The organism is Gorillibacterium sp. sgz306347 (genome assembly GCF_059735245.1).
The window spans coordinates 48,888-66,556 of the sequence record NZ_JCAPET010000012.1 but is presented as its reverse complement, the minus strand read 5'-3'; the positions used below and the strand labels follow the sequence as shown (position 1 = coordinate 66,556).

At 57.4% G+C, this 17,669-nt stretch carries 13 protein-coding genes and 1 riboswitch; of the genes, 6 read left to right on the top strand and 7 right to left on the bottom strand.

From position 1 onward, the window contains the following. Positions 1-181 precede the first annotated feature (181 nt). Positions 182-1,909 (top strand): ABC transporter ATP-binding protein, encoded by a 1,728-nt coding sequence (locus AC6I6H_RS08860; protein WP_497953388.1) that lies wholly within the window; start codon positions 182-184, stop codon positions 1,907-1,909. Positions 1,910-2,016: 107 nt separating this feature from the next. Here the strand turns inward: AC6I6H_RS08860 and AC6I6H_RS08855 are convergent, their stop codons facing one another. Further along, positions 2,017-3,066, bottom strand: a complete 1,050-nt coding sequence (locus AC6I6H_RS08855) for an acyltransferase family protein (protein ID WP_497953387.1) — start codon at positions 3,064-3,066, stop codon at positions 2,017-2,019. 194 nt (positions 3,067-3,260) lie between these two features. Here AC6I6H_RS08855 and AC6I6H_RS08850 point away from each other — a divergent pair, with 194 nt between their 5' ends. The 3 genes from AC6I6H_RS08850 to AC6I6H_RS08840 are packed head-to-tail and all read left to right on the top strand — an operon-like array spanning position 3,261 to position 5,288. Further along, positions 3,261-3,641, top strand: coding sequence for a GntR family transcriptional regulator (locus tag AC6I6H_RS08850; RefSeq protein ID WP_497953386.1), 381 nt, complete (start codon positions 3,261-3,263; stop codon positions 3,639-3,641). After that, on the top strand, positions 3,638-4,609 hold the full coding sequence (locus tag AC6I6H_RS08845; RefSeq protein WP_497953385.1) for an ABC transporter ATP-binding protein: 972 nt from the start codon (positions 3,638-3,640) through the stop codon (positions 4,607-4,609). Before AC6I6H_RS08850 ends, AC6I6H_RS08845 begins: the two co-directional genes overlap by 4 nt. Further along, the gene (locus AC6I6H_RS08840) at positions 4,602-5,288 is read left to right on the top strand and encodes an ABC-2 transporter permease (RefSeq protein ID WP_497953384.1); all 687 of its coding nucleotides are present in this window, start codon (positions 4,602-4,604) and stop codon (positions 5,286-5,288) included. Before AC6I6H_RS08845 ends, AC6I6H_RS08840 begins: the two co-directional genes overlap by 8 nt. 794 nt (positions 5,289-6,082) lie before the next feature. On the opposite strand, the gene AC6I6H_RS08835 is transcribed toward AC6I6H_RS08840, so the two are convergent. Next, complete coding sequence (locus AC6I6H_RS08835) at positions 6,083-6,772, bottom strand: uracil-DNA glycosylase (protein WP_497953383.1); 690 nt, start codon at positions 6,770-6,772, stop codon at positions 6,083-6,085. A gap of 142 nt (positions 6,773-6,914) precedes the next feature. After that, positions 6,915-7,016: riboswitch (purine riboswitch) on the top strand. 130 nt (positions 7,017-7,146) lie between these two features. Between AC6I6H_RS08835 and AC6I6H_RS08830 the strand changes: the two genes are divergently transcribed. Further along, positions 7,147-7,749, top strand: coding sequence for a xanthine phosphoribosyltransferase (locus AC6I6H_RS08830; RefSeq protein WP_497953382.1), 603 nt, complete (start codon positions 7,147-7,149; stop codon positions 7,747-7,749). Positions 7,750-7,989: 240 nt separating this feature from the next. Here the strand turns inward: AC6I6H_RS08830 and AC6I6H_RS08825 are convergent, their stop codons facing one another. Together AC6I6H_RS08825 and AC6I6H_RS08820 are read right to left on the bottom strand one after the other, a co-directional pair. Then, positions 7,990-8,676 carry a metal-dependent hydrolase gene (locus tag AC6I6H_RS08825; RefSeq protein WP_497953381.1) on the bottom strand — a complete coding sequence of 229 codons (687 nt, stop codon included), beginning with the start codon at positions 8,674-8,676 and terminating at the stop codon, positions 7,990-7,992. Between the two features lie 113 nt (positions 8,677-8,789). Next, positions 8,790-9,554: a sulfite exporter TauE/SafE family protein gene (locus AC6I6H_RS08820; protein WP_497953438.1), complete on the bottom strand. Its 765-nt coding sequence runs from the start codon at positions 9,552-9,554 to the stop codon at positions 8,790-8,792. Positions 9,555-9,775: 221 nt separating this feature from the next. Here AC6I6H_RS08820 and AC6I6H_RS08815 point away from each other — a divergent pair, with 221 nt between their 5' ends. Beyond that, entirely contained in the window at positions 9,776-11,059 is a 1,284-nt protein-coding gene (locus AC6I6H_RS08815; protein ID WP_497953380.1) for an ArnT family glycosyltransferase, read from the top strand. 347 nt (positions 11,060-11,406) lie between these two features. On the opposite strand, the gene pflA is transcribed toward AC6I6H_RS08815, so the two are convergent. The 3 genes from pflA to adhE form a co-directional block, all read right to left on the bottom strand. Beyond that, the gene (pflA, locus tag AC6I6H_RS08810; protein ID WP_497953379.1) at positions 11,407-12,285 is read right to left on the bottom strand and encodes a pyruvate formate-lyase-activating protein; all 879 of its coding nucleotides are present in this window, start codon (positions 12,283-12,285) and stop codon (positions 11,407-11,409) included. 103 nt (positions 12,286-12,388) lie between these two features. Continuing rightward, positions 12,389-14,653, bottom strand: a complete 2,265-nt coding sequence (gene pflB / locus AC6I6H_RS08805) for a formate C-acetyltransferase (protein ID WP_497953378.1) — start codon at positions 14,651-14,653, stop codon at positions 12,389-12,391. A gap of 141 nt (positions 14,654-14,794) precedes the next feature. Next, positions 14,795-17,404, bottom strand: a complete 2,610-nt coding sequence (gene adhE, locus AC6I6H_RS08800) for a bifunctional acetaldehyde-CoA/alcohol dehydrogenase (protein WP_497953377.1) — start codon at positions 17,402-17,404, stop codon at positions 14,795-14,797. Positions 17,405-17,669: the final 265 nt, after the last annotated feature.

Below are 17,669 nucleotides of genomic sequence, written 5' to 3'. Positions count from 1 at the left end.
GGACGCCTTGCGGGCGCCGAATGATTTGTTTAAGCAAAGGGGATGAAGAAGATGACGGAACGCCTGATCTTTATCGGGATTGTTGCCTTGTGCACCGCGATTGGCATTCTCGGCGGAACCTACTACGGCCGCAAAGCCAGAAAAAGCCGAATGAAATAGCGGCGCTCATGGGGGCTATGATATGGGAAGCTATTTCGCCCGGTCCAAAGGGCGGCTGCTGGTTTGCGTTTTTTTCTCTCTTGTGAGCGGGGCTGCGGGGCTGGTGTATGCGCTCCTGATGAAGAACCTGATCGATCTTAGCCTCGCCGGAAATACAAACGATTACCGGTCGGTTTTATGGAAAACCGTTTTGTTTCTGGCCGTAATGGCGGCTGTCGGGTATGGGGCGAAAAGGCTCTGGGTTCATTTTTTGCGGGTGTGTCTTCTTTCAATTAAAAATGACTTGTTCTCCAGTCTGCTGAACCGGAAAGTAACCGATTTTAACAAGGAGAACAGTTCGAATTACGTGTCGGTGCTGACCACCGACGTGGGGATGCTGGAACAGGATTACTATTCCAGCGTAATCGGTTTGCTGGATAACGCGCTGACGTTTCTGCTGGCTACCGCTTATCTGATTTACCTCAACCCCTACATCGCGGCCGCAATTTTGCTGGTTGAGCTGCTGACCTTGGCGGTCCCCCAGCTTTTTCAGAAAAAGCTGAGCCTTCAGAAAGAAGCCTATTCCAACAGCCTTGCCGCCTTTATGGCAAGGAGCAAGGACTTTTTTAACGGCCATGCCGTCATTAAAAGCTTTCATGCCGAAGCGGAATTTGCCGATCGTTACCGGACGGCCAACCGAAAGGTGGAAGACCAAAAGCTGAAGCTGAGCGCAACCGCCCTGCTCGTCGAAACGCTTTGCGGGTTTACCGGCGGCATGATCTTTTTTGTCACGCTCGGCATCGGCACCTTTCTCGTGCTGCGCAGCCAAACCACCATTGGAAGCGTCATGGCCGCGACGCAGCTGATCAACAGCATCGCGGGCCCGATTGTCCAGGCTTCTTACCGGATCAACAAAATGAAGTCCGTTCGGCCTATCCGGCAAAAACTGGAGCGCATTTTACAAACTGCGGAGAGACCGGAGGCCGGATTTGAAGCCGCCGCGTTCCGTGAGAGCATTCGGCTGGAAGACGTCGGTTTCAGGTACGAAGCGGATAAAACAACGCTCCGGAACGTAACCTTGTCGTTCCAAAAAGGCCGAAAGTATGCGCTTGTGGGCGCAAACGGCAGCGGAAAATCCACGCTGGTCAAGCTGTTGCTCCGCCACTGCGAGCCGACCTCCGGTAAAATCCTCCTCGACGAAACCGACATCCGATATGTCGAGCCCTCCGATTATGGGCGTCTTCTTGCTCCGGTTCATCAAGATGTATTCCTTTTTGACGCGACCTTCAAGGACAACATAACGCTGTTTAAAGCTTACACCGATGAAGAGGTGAACCAGGCCATTCAGGCTGCCCGTCTGCACGCCGTCATGGAGGGGCTGGAGGAGAAAGAAAATACGCCGGTCGGCGAATCGGGGCATACGCTTTCGGGCGGGGAAAGACAGCGCGTCGCGCTCGCCAGAGCTTTTATCCGCAAGGCTCCGTTCCTGATTTTGGACGAGGCTTCCTCCTCCCTCGACAACCAAACGGCCCGGCAGCTGGAAGCCCGGTTGACCTCGGATGCCGAATTAACCCTTCTGACGGTCACGCACCGGTTAAACAGCAACCTGGAGCAGTACGACGAAATCATTTTTCTGGAAAAAGGGAAGGTGCTGGAGCAAGGCACTTTTGCGGAGCTAATGGAGAAAAAGGGCTCGTTCTTCCAGCTCTATGCGCAGGATCGCTTGGACGGAAAGGAGGACGCGCTGCCCTCGCTGCTTGAGACCATGTAACCCCCATTTTTACTGCATGACACAAAAAGACGGAGCCCCGGCTCCGTCTTTTCCAATGGTATCTCTTGCTTGTACTATCGCTTGCTTCCGGCTCCGCCTCCGCCGCCTTATTGCTTCGTCCGCAGAAAACCGTCCACCCCGATCAGCTTTGCCGCCAACGCGTCAACCCGCTCGACCTTCGGCTCGATCAGCGGCTGCGTCCAGCGCTTGACCGCCGGCTGCGCAAGCAGAATCGTGAGGAGCACGGCCGCCGCAATCAAGGGAAGGGCGGACCAGGGGCTGTCGATGACGCGGTAAACACCGGTCAGGCCGATCAGCCGGATCACAAAGCCGTGAATCAAAAACACGTACACCGTGCGCCCGCCCCAATCGGTCAGCCGGCTTTCGCGCAGCGGAACGAAGGCCAGAAATCCCGCCAGCCCGATAAACTCCAGCGCGTAGATGCCGAGGCGAAACGCGCCCGCATACCATTCCGTCCAGCCCAGCTCGCCAAACGTAAAGCTTCCGTACAGCCACCGGATATCCAGGTCGCCGGCGAAAACGTACAGCACCGCAAGCAGCGCCAGCGAGGAAAACCCGGCCAGCAGGCGGCGGGAGCGGGTAAACCGCTCGGCAAAGCGTTCAAACGAGAAGTAGTAGCCAATGATGAAAAACGGCAGATAAACCAGCGTGCGCGAGACGCTGAGCCAGGACCCGTCAACGCCCAGATAACCGGCCCCGATGCCGATGGCGAGCGCCAGAAGCACGGGGTGCTTGACATGAAACCGCAGCGCCAAAAGCAGCAGCAGCCGCCAAAACAGGTGGCTGAGCAGAAACCAGACCAGCAGGTACGGAAGAAAAAAGGAATGCCGGATGCCCGGAACCTGAAACACGAAGAAATCCGCCGCCGAGTACAGCGTCTGGAAAATGACATACTGGAGGGCGATCTGCTTCAGCACGCGCGTCCCCGGTTCGCCGGTAAGGCTGTATCGCGCGAAGTACCCGGTAACAAATACGAAAAGAGGCATATGAAATGTAAAAATCCAGAGAAACAGCGCCTTCATCGAAGGCAGCGCTGCGGCAAGCGGCTCGATGGCATTGCCGACGAACACCAGGGTGATCAGCAGAAAACGCAAATTGAGGCAGAACACATCGGCACGTGAACGAGTCGGATTCATCTCGGGCTCCCTCCACTGTCTGTCGCTCTCTCTTTTGGCTTTCAGCTTATGATAGCATCGCCGCACCCGCGAACCTTGTGACTCATTTCATACCGGCGGCAAAATGTTTGGCAAAATATCGAACGCTTGACTTTCCCGGCAAAATGTATATATTGACTATATACACTATATTCACTTGGCCAAGGAAGTGACCCATGAACATCATCCTGTCGCAAACGTCGGGCGAGCCGTTTTACGCCCAGATCGCCGCGCAGATTCGGCGCAGCATCCTTTCCGGCGAATCCCCGCCGGGGGAAAGCCTTCCCTCGATCCGCCAGCTGGCCAAGGATCTGCAAATCAGCGTGATCACATCGAAACGCGCCTACGAGGAATTGGAAAAAGAGGGGCTGATCGAATCCGTGGTCGGACGCGGCTCCTATGTTGCGGGGCTCGGAACAGAGACGATCCGCGAGCAGCGGCTGAAGAGCCTGGAGGAACGCGTGGCGGAGCAGATTCGCGAAGCGCGCAGCATCGGGCTCACGCGGGAGGAATTCATCACGCTCGTGCAAACCATTTTGGAGGAGGAATCTCCGTGAACCATTCCATCCGAATCACCTTGCCCTCTGCGGCCGATGCCCGGCCCGAACCCCAGACATGGGACAAAAGCGCTGTCCCGCTTTCCGGCGCTGCCGGCCTCCCGAACGCGGCCGAAGCCGCCGGTCTGCAGAAGCGGTACCGGACCTTCCAGCTGGACCGGGTGTCGTTCAATGTCCCCTCCGGCTACATCACCGGCTTAATCGGCCCGAACGGGGCCGGTAAAAGCACTGTCATCAAGCTCATGATGGGCATTTTGCTGCCGGACAGCGGCGGGCTTCGGCTGTTCGGCCAGCCTCTTCAGGGCAACGAGCAGGCCATTCGCCAGCGGATCGGGTTCGTTTCGGACGAAAGCCCCTATTACGATCACCTTACCGTGCGGGAGCTCGGCAAGATGCTCGCTCCGTTCTACGAGAAATGGAACGCGGCGCAATTTGAAGACTACCTGGACCGTTTCGAGCTTCCCCGCAAAAGCCGGTTCCGAACGCTCTCCAAAGGCATGCAGATGAAGTTCGGGCTGGCCGCCGCCCTGTCCCACGACGCCGATCTCCTGGTGATGGACGAGCCGACCGGCGGGCTCGACCCTGTTTTCCGCCGCGAGCTGCTGGATCTTCTCAGCGACTACATCCAGGATGAACGCAAGTCGGTGCTGTTCTCGACGCATATCACCACCGATCTGGACCGGGTGGCCGATTATATCGTCTGCCTGAACAAAGGGAAGCTGGTTTTCAGCGAAAGCAAGGAATCCCTGCTGGATCGGTATGTGCTGGTAAAAGGGGGACGCGAGCTGCTCGACCGGGACACGCGTGCGCTGTTTACGGGCCTCCGGGAAACGGAGCTCGGCTTTGAGGGCCTCGCGCCCCACCGGAAGCAGGCGGAGGAATGGTTCGGAAGGGATGCCGTTCTGGAGACGCCCGGCCTAGAGGACATCTTGTTTTATACGGTAAAAGGAGGCTCCGGCCATGTTTAATCTGGTGCGCAAGGACCTGTATATAAACCGCAAACTGATCCTCATGCTGCTCGTCTGGGCGGTCCTGCTCGCTTTGTTTCTGAACGGTCAGACGGCCGCGGCCGGCATGGGGTTCTATGTGTCGCTGTTTCTGACCTTCCTTACGCTTTCCATGGAATTCAAAAACCGCCACCTGACCCTGCTCGGCAGCCTCCCCGTCACACGCGGCCAAATCGTGACCGCCAAATATGCCCTGGCCGTTTTGTACAGCATCTTGGGGATGGGCGTCACCGCCGTGCTGCTTGGCCTGGGCCGGGCGGACGGAAGGACGGAACCGTCTCTTGCCATGCTCCCCGCTTCGGCGTCCGCTGCAGCCGCGCCGAGTCTGCTTGGCGCACTGCTTCTTCTGCTCGCCGTTTGCATCGCCGTGCAGGCCTTCTATCTGCCCTTTGCGTTTTGGCTCGGGGAGAAAACGCTGGCCGGGATGGCGCTTGTGACAATCGTCCTGTTCTCGGGCATGAGCGGAGCTTTGGGCTCGCTGACGGACGGGCTTGTCACAGCCGACCGGCTCGCGTGTCTGCTGGCATGGGCCATGTCCTTGCCGGGCGCGCTCGTCTTCCTGGCGGCCAGCCTGCTTGTGCTGGCCCTCTCCCGCCTGCTTTCAGGGGCCATTATGGTTCGGAAGGACCTCGTGAAGTAGGAATCTAGATTGCGCCCAAGCAGGGACGCCGCGGACGTTCGAGTCGGAACGGAGACCGGCAGCCTCCCCTTTCCAATTACATGCGCCTTTACGTTCTGCTTCCCATGAGTGGCGGAACGACAATCCTGCAAATGTGCATCATTTCTATGCGCCATAAAGACAATAAAGGGATAATGCTGCGATTTTGCAGGATTATTCTCCGCTTTCTTGCGAACTGACCGTCAAACGAAGAAAATCCTGCACAATCGCAGCAATTTCGCGAAAAGGGTTGTTTTGCTGCTGGGATTCCTGCACTTTTGCAGGAATCCGAGGCGGGGCTACAGCCTTCTCACCGTCGGCCCCGCTTGCTTCCGGAATTGCTGCACTTTTGCAGGAATCATTTCGGGGCCACAACCTTCAACTTGCCTGCGCCTCGGTTGCACAGCCAGCTGAACAACCAGCAACTTTATTCAAGTCCAAACGCGGGCCGGCTCCCCAACACGCTGTCCGCGCAGCACGCGTAAGATCGGTTGGTTTTTTTCCTTGAAGCTTGCCAGTATGCGCCGGCCCGGCTTGCCCCGGTCCAAGCCAGCCGCAAGACTTCGCGCGGTGTACGCGGAGCGGAAACATTTCCTTCAACCAATGCTACAGCGGCGGAAATCCGCCGGTATCCCAGGCTTGTCCTTTGGCTGCTCCCACCGTGCGGTGTTCGGCGTTACACGAGGCTGGTCAACCGTTTGTCAAAACCGCCCAGCAGACGAAAAAACCAGACCGGGCAAACGGCCTGTTCGCCCTGGTCTGGTTTGCTTTCTTCCTTACGACTCGGCCGGATCGGCGGGCAGCTGCCAGTCGATCGGCGCCTGGCCGTGCCCGGTCAAAAACTGATTGGTCCGCGAGAACGGCTTGCTGCCGAAAAAGCCCCGGTAAGCCGACAGCGGACTCGGATGCGGCGAGCGGATCACGCCGTGCTTTTTCGTGTCGATCATCGGCAGCTTGGCCTGCGCGGGACTTCCCCAAAGCAGGAACACGACCGGCCGGTCCAGCGCGTTCACCGTCCGGATCACTTCGTCGGTAAACGTCTCCCATCCTTTGCCGCGGTGGGAGTGGGCGGCGCCCGCCCGCACGGTCAGCACGGTGTTCAGCAGCAGCACGCCCTGCTTGGCCCAATGCACAAGAGAGCCGTGCTCCGGGATGGGGCACCCCAGGTCATCCTGCAGCTCCTTCAAAATATTTTGCAGCGAGGGCGGCTGCGGAACGCCGGGTTTAACGGAAAAGCTGAGCCCGTGCGCCTGCCCCGGTCCATGATAAGGGTCCTGCCCCAAAATCACCGCTTTGACCTTGCTTTTCGGCGTATGATGCAGCGCGTTAAAAATATCGTATTTGTCCGGATAGATGGTGCGGGTCCGGTATTCCTCCGCCAGAAAAGCACGCAATTCCTTGTAGTACGGTTTTTCGAACTCCCCGTTCAGGACCTCCGCCCAATCATTGGTCAAGTTCGCCGCCATTTCTCGTCCTCCTTTTCTAGCATCTGCTGCCATCCATTCTAGCATAGAATCCGCCGTCTGCCTTTTCGCCCGCAAGGTTCCAAACCAGACAAGAAATAGGGCTGGGCAGAACGCCTTGCGGTGGGCTATAATATTTTCATACATTTTCATAACAAAAAGTGCTCGTATAATAGCGGGAATAGGGCCCGCAAGTTTCTACCCGGCTGCCGGAAACGGCCGGACTACGGGCGCACAGCGGCAGCCTTTTCGGAGACTTCTCCGGGAGGACGCTCCGCTTGCGCGCCCGCCGACCGCCGTTTCCCCGGGAACGGCGGTTTTTGCCGTCCGCCGCTTTTCGCTGCCGTCGGCCCGTCCCCTCAACAGGAGGCTATCACGTGGAACTGCTCAAAACAAAAATTCTTCAGGAAGGCATCGTGCTTTCGGAAGAAGTGCTGAAGGTCGACGCTTTCCTGAATCACCAGGTCGACCCCGTTCTGATGATGGAGATCGGCAAGGAATTTGCCGCACGCTTTGCGGGAACACGGATCACCAAGGTGCTGACGCTGGAATCGTCGGGCATCGCGCCGGCCGTTATGGCCGCCCTTGTGCTCGGCGTACCGCTCATTTTCGCCCGCAAGCGCAAATCGCTCACCCTGAACGAAGACCTGCTCATTCAGGAGGTCCGCTCGTTCACCAAAAAGGAGACCAACGAGGTCGCCGTCTCCAAAAAGTATCTGCATGAAGGCGAAAGCGTCCTGGTCGTTGACGATTTTCTCGCGCACGGCGAAGCCGCGCTCGCGCTGGCCCGCCTCGTCGAACGCGCCGGCGCGGCGGTCGCCGGAATCGGCATCGTCATCGAAAAATCGTTCCAGGCGGGCGCAGGCAAGCTGGCCGGAGCCGGCTACCGGGTCGAGTCTCTGGCACGGGTCGCGTCGCTTTCCGGCCAAACGGTCACCTTTGCCGACGATACGCCCGGAGACGAACGCACCCTCGCCTGACCGCACGCCGCCCCCAAACGAGCGCATCTACGCCTAACCGTATGCCGCCCCCCAAACGAGCGCATCTACGCCTAACCGTATGCCGCCCGAAAACGAACGCATCTACGCCTAACCGTATGCCGCCGCCCAAACGAGCGCATCTACGCCTAACCGTATGCCGCCGCCCAACTCCCCCGCCCGCCCAGCAAAAAGACGCCGCTTTTTTCCAAAAGCAGCGTCTCTTTTTTCAAGCGGCCGATCCTACAGCTCGAACTTCTCGCCCGGCTGCAAAGCCAACCCGCGGATATCCCGCTCTTCCAGCATCGCTACGAATTCGGCCGGGTCCTGTTTGATCGGCGGAAACGTGTTGTAATGCACCGGAACGACCAGGCTTGGCTTCAGCCATTCGGCGGCCAGCACGGCATCCTCCGGCCCCATTGTAAAGTGGTCCCCGATCGGGATGAAGGCCACATCGATGCTGTGCCGGTCTCCGATCAGCTTCATGTCGCCGAACAGCGCGGTATCTCCGCAGTGGAGAAAAGTCCGGCCGCCCATTTCCACCAGGAAGCCGGCCGGCATGCCGAGGTATACTATCTGCCCGTCCGGGGTCGTGGCGCTGGAGCTGTGGAACGCCTGCACCATTTTGAACCGGGCGAACTCCGTCTTGTACGTGCCGCCGATGTTCATGCCGATCGTTTGCGCTCCGGTCCGCCCCATGTACTGCGCCAGTTCGACGATCGACACGATCGGCGCGCCGTTCCGCTTGGAAATGTCCGCCGCGTCGCCGGTGTGGTCCGAATGGCCGTGCGTCAGCAGCACATAATCAGCTTTGATGTCCTCCGGCCGGGTCTCCGTCTGCTCATTTCCCGTCAAGAACGGGTCAATGATCACGGAATGGCCCTCATGCGTGATCTGAACGCAGGAGTGGCCATGAAAAACGACTTCCATGATTGCAAGCTCCCTTCCTCATCGGATCCGTATTTTGATTCTCCCTGTATGATTACCCGGGCAGCCCCGGGTTGAACAGGCAATTTTCCGTTTGGCGGCCATGATCCGGCAGGTTAGCCCAGCAAGGTCCAAATCTGCCGAGCGACCAAAAGCACACATACGCTGACAAAAAGCGGACGCACAAACCGGGCGCCCTGGCGGATGGCCAATTGCGAGCCGAGCAGCGAGCCGACGATCATCGCGGCGCCCATGATCAGGCCCACCCGCACGTCGATGGAACGGTAAAACGCAAACGCAATCAGGCTTGTCACGTTGCTCCCAAAATTCAGCGCCTTGGCGTTTCCCGCCGCCTGTACGAAATCGAAGCCGAGCAGCAGGAACGCAAAGATCAGAAACGACCCGGTGCCCGGCCCGAAAAAGCCGTCGTAAAACCCGAGGGACAGCGCCGCGGCCGTCATCAGCACGCCGGTTTTGACGCTCAGGCTGGAGTACGTTCGAATATCGCCCCATTCCTTGCGAAGCAGGGTGTACAAGGTCACTCCGACCAGCATCACCACCACCAGGGGCCGCAAAAAATCCGACGGGATGTTCTGCACAAGCACCGTCCCGGCAGCCGCTCCCGCCACCGTAAAAGGCAAAAGCCGCCCGGCCAGCTTCACGTCCAGCTTCCCGGCCTTCCAGAAAGACAGCGTGCTGGTCAAGGACGACAGCGTGGACGCCATTTTGTTTGTCCCGAGCGCGATATGCGGCGGCAGCCCGGCCACCAGCAGCACCTGCAGCGAAATCAGTCCCCCTCCGCCCACTACCGAATCGACGAAGGAAGCCAGAAACCCGCCCCCAAGCACCAGCAAAACCAACCCTAGCGAAAGCTCATCCATTCCTTTTTTCAATCCTTCTTTCGCAAATCCTTCTTGCACTATCGCTTTCATCCGGTAAAAGACAACCGCCTATCATCATACCGCTTCGTCCTTTTTCCGACAACAGACTTTTCGCCCTACTCCCCTTCAAAGAAGCCCGCTGGCAAAATCCCCGCAGTATGGAAAAGGAAAGGAGCATGGTATACTGAACGAAAAGAAAGAGAAAAGGGGAGGTACCGTTCTTGTTTTCCGTCCGTTCCGAAACGAAACGCACCCGCATGATCCTGTTTGGGCTGATGGCCGCCGTCTTTTTGATCAGCGCCGGCATCTGCCTGGCCTACGGGGATTATTTTTTGCTGACCACGTATGAAAAACACGACAACGACGATGTAAAATACGTGCTCGCCGCCGAGCTTTTGCTGGAGAAAGGCGTTCTGGCCTACAACAGCGGCCAGCTGCCGTCCGCTTTTATCATGCCGGGCTTGCCCGTCATTTTATCCGGCTTGCTGCTCTTTCTCGACCGCGCGGATGCGGTGATGGGATTCCGGCTGCTTCAATGCCTGCTGCAGGCCGGCTCGGTTTACCTGGTGTTTCTGCTCGCCCGCCAGCTGTTCAAAAACCGCCGGATCGCTTTGACGGCGGCCGTTCTTTCGGCATTTTACATACCGGACTATTACGCTTCCGGCGTTGTGCTCACCGAGACGATTTTCAAATTTGTCCTGCTCCTACTCCTCCTGTTCTCCATTCGGGCGGTTGAGAGCCGCAGGGCTTTGGCCTACGTGGCTGTGGGCATCTGCTGGGCGGCGGCCACCTACTTCAAGCCGCAAAGCGCCCTCTTTCCGGCGGTGCTGTTTTTTCTCTGGCTGGCGGCCCGCTACTCCTGGAAGGAGATGCTCCGGAGCGCGGCCGTGCTGGCGGTCACCTTTTGCGTCCTGCTCTCGCCGTGGTGGATCCGCAACGCGGTGACGTTTGACGAGCCCATTCTGCTGACCAAGTCCGCGGGAAATCCGCTGCTTCTCGGCGCGCTGATGTATTACGGAGCTCCGTCGGCTAAATTTTATGAATTATACCCGGAATACAAAGAAGAAAACGGCGGGTTATTTAAAGGAAGCGACGCCGAGGATCTGAAGGCCGGCAAACGGATCATCCGGTACGGCTTCACCGAAGAACCGCTTCGCTATCTGTCCTGGTACACGTGGGAGAAGTTTTATCTGCTGTTCAACGAACCGTTCTATTGGAAGCCGATTTTGGGCATAGCCAAGGCGCCGCTGAAAATCTGGCAGCTAGTGCTGTTCTTCGGCGGACTGGCCGGCTTCGTGCTGTCCCTTTTCCGCAAGCGGTTCAAGGCTCTCCTGCCCCTGTTTCTCGTCTTCGGTTATTTCTCGGCGGTCTACCTGCCGTTTGTGACCTTCTCACGGTACGGGTATCCCTTGATGCCGATCCTAATCCTGTATGTGTCCTACCTGGCCGTGTCGCTTTTCGAACGCTGGCGCGGGCGCGGCCAAGCCGACGCGGCTGCCGCTTAAGCGCTCCGCCAGTAGGAAGCGGCTGCTGCTTAAGCGCCGGACTGACTGAAGCGACTGGCGTTTGAAGCGTCGCCAGAGTGAAGCGGCCGGGAGGGTTGCCTTGCGCGGACCGTCTCGAATCACGCACTGCCGTACGATCTGCCGCTTCAACAAAAAAACCGCCAACCGGAGCATCGTGCTCCGATTGGCGGTTTTATCGTTAAGGCTTGTCCGAACCGGCCGCGCCGCTGAATCGGCTGCCTGCGTGGTTCGGCTGAATTGCGCGTCTGCCCGAACATCGGGAAGCCATGAACCGGCATGGCTTCGGCTGTTCGGAGCGTTTGCGGGCCCGTTTCGAACGCGGCGGCTCAGCGGTGTGTGGCGCGGTTGCCCTCGAACGCGGCGGCGTTCACTTCCACCGACGGTTCGGCGGCTTCCTCGGCCGGTGCGGCTGCGGCTTCCGGCACGCGGACGCCCGCTCCCGCGGCAATCGCGGACGGCGCCTGCTTTCCGGCCTTGCCTTCCGCAATGCCCTGCTCGATCAGCCGGTTGGCTCGTTCCACTTCCTCATCCGTCGGCGAACGGAAGTCCGCCCCCGGGTAAGCCTTGCCCATTTGCTCCCACTTGTAAATGCCCATCGTATGATACGGCAGCAGTTCCAGCTTCTCCACATTGTTCAGCGACCCGATGAAGCGGCCGAGGTTCAGCAGATCCTCTTCGTCGTCGTTGATCCCCGGGATAAACACGTGACGAATCCAGACCTTTTTGCCGATATCCGACAAAAAGCGGGCGAACCGCAGCATGCGGTCGTTCGGCTGAGCCGTGAGGGCGATGTGCTTGTCGCGGTCGATGTGCTTGAGGTCCAGCAGCACCAGGTCGGTCACTTCCATCAAACCTTGGACATGATCCGGTTCGCAGAAGCCGTTGGAGTCCAAGGTCGTGTGAAGCCCCCAACGCTTTTTCGCTTCGCGGAACAAATCCTCGACAAAACGGGCCTGCAGGGTCGGCTCGCCGCCCGTGACGGTGAGGCCTCCCTTGGACCGGCGATAATATCCCAGATAGGGCTCAATCTCCCCTATCATTTCTTCCACGGTTACGGCCCTTCCGCCCTTCATTTCCCAGGTATCCGGGTTGTGGCAGTATTGGCACTGAAGCGCGCATCCCTGCATGAACAACACGAAGCGAATGCCGGGCCCGTCTACGGTGCCAAAGGTTTCTACAGAGTGAATGCGGCCTTGCATCGTCATCACGTCTCCTTCCGGGCGCTGTGCGCGAGAGAAAGGCCCCCGAAAGCCTCGGGGTAAAACCCGCCTTTACAGGGGCCCATTTTATTATTTAACCAGAACTTTCTTACATCGAACGGTGGAACGTACGGTTGATAACGTCCAGCTGTTGTTCGCGGGTCAGTTTGATGAAGTTAACCGCATAACCCGAAACGCGGATGGTCAGCTGCGGGTAGTTTTCCGGATGCTCCATGGCGTCCAGAAGCTGCTCGCGGTCGAACACGTTGACGTTCAAATGGTGCCCGTTGCTGGCCATGTAGCCGTCCAGCATGGAAGCCAGATTTTCTTTGCGGGAATCCAGGTCTTTGCCCAGCGCCTTCGGCACGATCGAGAAGGTGTTGGAGATGCCGTCCATGCTGTGCTCGTAAGGCAGCTTCGCAACGGATTCGAGGGAAGCCAGGGCGCCCTTCTTGTCGCGTCCGTGCATCGGGTTTGCGCCCGGTGCGAACGGTTCGCCGGCTTTGCGGCCGTCCGGCGTCGTGCCCGTTTTCTTGCCGTATACCACGTTGGAGGTAATGGTCAGAACGGACATCGTGTGAAGCGCATTCCGGTACGTCGGGTGCTTGCGGATCATGTTCATGAACGTTTCCACCAGCTCGACGGCGATTTCGTCAACGCGCGGGTCGTTGTTGCCGTATTGCGGGTATTCGCCTTCGATTTCGAAGTCGACGGCGATGCCTTTTTCATTCCGGATCGGGCGGACTTTGGCGTGCTTGATTGCGGACAGGGAGTCAGCCGCTACGGAAAGGCCGGCGATACCGGTCGCCATCGTACGCAGGATTTCCTTGTCGTGCAGCGCAAACTCGATCCGTTCGTAGCTGTACTTGTCATGCATATAGTGGATGATGTTCAGGGTGTTCACGTACAGGCCGGCCAGCCATTCCATCATCGCTTTGTATTTTTCCATCACTTCGTTGTAATCGAGCACTTCGGAAGTGATCGGCTGGAAGTTCGGTCCGACTTGCATTTGCAGCTTTTCGTCCACGCCGCCGTTGATCGCGTAAAGCAGCGTTTTGGCCAGGTTGGCGCGGGCGCCGAAGAATTGCATTTGCTTGCCGACCCGCATAGCGGATACGCAGCAGGCAATGGCGTAGTCGTCGCCGTAGAAGCCGCGCATCAGGTCGTCGTTCTCGTATTGGATCGAGGACGTCTCAATCGAAACCTTCGCGCAGTATTGCTTGAACGCTTCCGGCAGCTGGTTCGACCAGAGCACAGTCAGGTTCGGTTCCGGTGCCGGACCCAGGTTGTACAGGGTGTGCAGGAAACGGAACGAGTTTTTGGTTACGCGGGTTTCGCCGTTCAGGGACATGCCCCCGATGGATTCCGTTACCCACGTCGGGTCGCCGCTGAACAGCTCGTTGTATTCCGGCGTACGCAGGAATTTGACGATCCGCAGCTTCATCACGAAGTGGTCGGCGATTTCCTGCGCTTCGGACTCGGTGATCGTTCCTTCGTCCAGGTCGCGTTGAACGTAGATGTCAAGGAAGGACGACACGCGGCCAAGGCTCATCGCCGCGCCGTTTTGTTCTTTGATCGCGGCCAGGTAGCCGAAGTAAACGGCTTGGGTCGCTTCTTTCGCCGTTTTGGACGGCTGGGAAATGTCGTAGCCGTACAGCTTGCCCATTTGCTTCAGTTCGTTCAGGGCGCGGATTTGCTCGGAGATTTCCTCGCGTTGGCGGATGATGTCTTCCGACATCGAGCCGACTTCCAGCAGCTTGAGGTCTTTCTTTTTCTCGTTGATCAGGAAGTCCGTGCCGTACAGCGCAACGCGGCGGTAGTCGCCGATGATCCGGCCGCGGCCGTAAGCATCCGGGAGACCGGTGATGATGCCGGCTTTGCGGGCGGCTCTCATATCGTCGGTGTAAGCATCAAATACGCCTTGGTTGTGCGTTTTGCGGATATTCGTGAAAATGTCGACGATTTCTTGCGGAAGCTCGAAGCCGTATGCTTTGCAGGAATCGATGACCATCCGGATGCCGCCGAACGGCTGGATGGAACGCTTGAACGGCTCGTCGGTTTGCAGGCCGACGATTTGTTCTCTTTCTTTATCGATATAGCCCGGGCCGTGGGACAGAATGTTCGACGGATTCTTGACATCCACGTCAAGGACGCCGCCTGCTTCGCGTTCTTTTTTGTTCAGAACGGAAATTTCATCCCACAGGGCTTTTGTGTTCTCGGTCGGTCCGGCCAGGAACGATTCGTTGCCATGGTAAGGCGTGATGTTCATTTCGATGAAGTCCCGAACGTCGACGGCCTTCATCCATTTCCCCTTCAAGAAGCCGCGCCAGGCGCTCTTACCCGAAAGCATGACATCTTTTTCCTGAATAGACATGGTTCCTACACCTCCAAAAAATTTCCCTGTAGCAGGGTTGGAAAAGAAGAAGGAAGGCCGGCGGGGGATCCCTGCTTGCTCTTCCTCGCTTCTTCTTATCGGGTTACTTTATTCTTTCTTCACCAAATGCTGGCCGGTGAATCAGAATTTTCCGTAAAACGCGTTGCGGTAAATTTCCGCCAGCTCGGTGACGAGCGGCATTCTCGGATTGGCAGTGGTGCATTGATCTTCGAAAGCGCGGTCGGCCAGGTAGTCGACGCGGGCTTCAAACTCTTTGGCATTGATGCCGAGCGCTTGGAAGGACTCCTCGACACCCAGCTTCTTCGACAGCTCGCGAATCGCTTGGATCAGGCTGTTTACGCCTTCTTCCGTCGTCTTGGCCGGAAGGCCGAGGAAACGGGCGATTTCGGCATAACGCTTGTCGGCGATGAAGTGCGTGTATTTCGGGAACGACGCAAACTTCGTCGGCTTCTGCGCGTTGTACTTGATGACGTGCGGCATCAGGATCGCATTCGTGCGTCCGTGGGACGTGTGGAACTCGGCGCCCCATTTGTGCGCAAGGCTGTGGTTGATGCCGAGGAACGAGTTGGCGAACGCCATGCCGGCCATGGTGGAGGCGTTGTGCATGTGCTCGCGGGCGTCTTTATCGGCAGTCGCGTACGATTTCTCCAGGTTTTCGAAGACGAGCTGGATGGCTTTGAGAGCCAAACCGTCGGTATAGTCGTTGGCCATCGTCGAAACATAAGCTTCGATCGCGTGGGTCAAAACGTCCAGACCGGTGTCGGCAACCGCAACTTTGGGCAGCGAGTAGACGAATTCCGGATCGACAATCGCTACGTCCGGGGTCAGCTCGTAGTCAGCCAGCGGATACTTGGTGTTGCCCTGCGTCTTGTCGGTGATGACCGAGAAGGAGGTCACTTCCGAACCGGTGCCCGAAGTAGTCGGGATCGCGACAAATTTTGCTTTTTGTCCGAGGCGAGGGTATTTGTAGATCCGCTTGCGGATGTCCATGAATTTCTGTTTCAATCCGTTGAAGTCCGTGTCCGGGTATTCGTAGAACAGCCACATGGCTTTTGCGGCGTCCATCGGCGAACCGCCGCCGAGCGCGATGATGCAGTCCGGCTTGAAGTTTGCCATCATAGCGGTTCCGCGTTCCACGGTCGTGGTGGACGGATCGGGTTCGACATCCGAGAACACTTCAATGAAGCAAGGCGTTTGGCGTTTGCGCAGGTAATGCTCTACCTTCTCGACGTATCCGAGCTTCACCATAACCGGGTCGGTAACGATGAAAACGCGGCTGATGTCGGGCATTTTCGCCAGGTATTGGGTAGCGCCTTTTTCAAAGTAGATCTTGGAGGGAACCTTGAACCATTGCATGTTCACCGTCCGGAAAGCGACGCGTTTCACGTTGATCAGGTTGACCGCCGTGACGTTGGACGACGTGGCGTTGCGGCCGTAAGATCCGCAGCCCAGCGTGAGGGACGGCAGGTTCGTGTTGTAAATGTCGCCGATCGCGCCTTGCGTCGAAGGCGAGTTGACGATGATCCGGCCGGTTTGCAGGCGGTCGGAGAACGCTTGAATGACTTCGTCATTGTTGGAGTGGATGACCGAGGAGTGCCCCATGCCGCCGAAGGCGACGATTTGAGCGGCGCGGTCGATCCCTTCCTGCGCGTTCTTGACTTTGTAAGCCGCGAGAATCGGGCTGAGCTTTTCAGCGGACAGCGGGAACTTCGTTCCTACTCCGCCCAGCTCGGCAACCAGGATCTTCGTGTCTGCCGGAACCTTCAGGCCGGCCATTTCGGCGATTTTGACGGCCGATTGACCGACGATAACCGGGTTCACGGCGCATTTATCAACGTTCATGGCCATCTTCGTCAGTTGGGCGACTTCGTCCTTGTTCAGGAAGTAGCAGCCTTGCGAGCTCATGAGGCGTTTTACTTGCTCATAGACCGGTTCTTCAATAATGACGGATTGTTCCGAAGCGCAAATCATTCCGTTGTCAAAGGTCTTGGAAAGGATAAGGTCGTTCACGGCCTGCTCCAGCACCGCCGATTGCTCGATAAAGCAAGGAACGTTACCGGGGCCTACGCCGAGAGCCGGTTTGCCGCAGCTGTAAGCGGCCTTTACCATACCCGATCCGCCGGTCGCCAGAATCAGGGCGATGCCGGGGTGATTCATCAGGGCGTTGGTCGCGTCCATCGAAGGATGCTCGATCCATTGGATACAGCCTTCCGGAGCGCCGTGTTTCACAGCGGCTTCGTACAGGATGCGGGCAGCTTCCGAGCTGCACTTTTGAGCCGAAGGGTGGAAGCCGAAGATGATCGGGTTCCGCGTCTTAATGGAAATCAGCGCCTTGAACATGGTCGTAGACGTGGGGTTGGTAACCGGCGTGATCCCCATAACGACACCTACGGGCTCGGCAATCTTCTGATAGTTCTCATATGGATTTTCTTCGATGACGCCAACCGTCTTGTCGTACTTGATGCTGTGATAAATGTACTCCGTCGAGAAGATGTTCTTGGTGATTTTATCTTCGTAAACACCGCGACCCGTTTCTTCCACTGCAAGCTTGGCGAGGTACATGTGCTGGTCAAGTCCGGCAAGGGCCATTTCTTGGACAATCTTGTCGATCTGCTCCTGATTCATTGACATGAAGGCATCTTGCGCCTTCTTTGCTTTCTCAACCAAACGGTTGATTTCGTCTTGAACCGGATTTTTCTCTTTCAACACTTTCTGTTCGTCCACTGCCATATCCGAGTGCCTCCGTTCTGTGTTTGGCTTACAGCCTTATTATAAGACTTTGTGCAAATAATCACAAGTGACTTACATCACACTTTTCTGAAAATAATGAAAAGTTTATCGCGATGGGCCAAATACTTGCACAATTATAAGGTTTTTACCCAAAAAACACAGATTTACGAAGACCTCAAGTCAATAGTACATCATGATCCGGTAGATGTTAACAGCTAATTATGACAAATGTCGCAACAAACAAAAGAAAAGCTTCCCTTGCGGG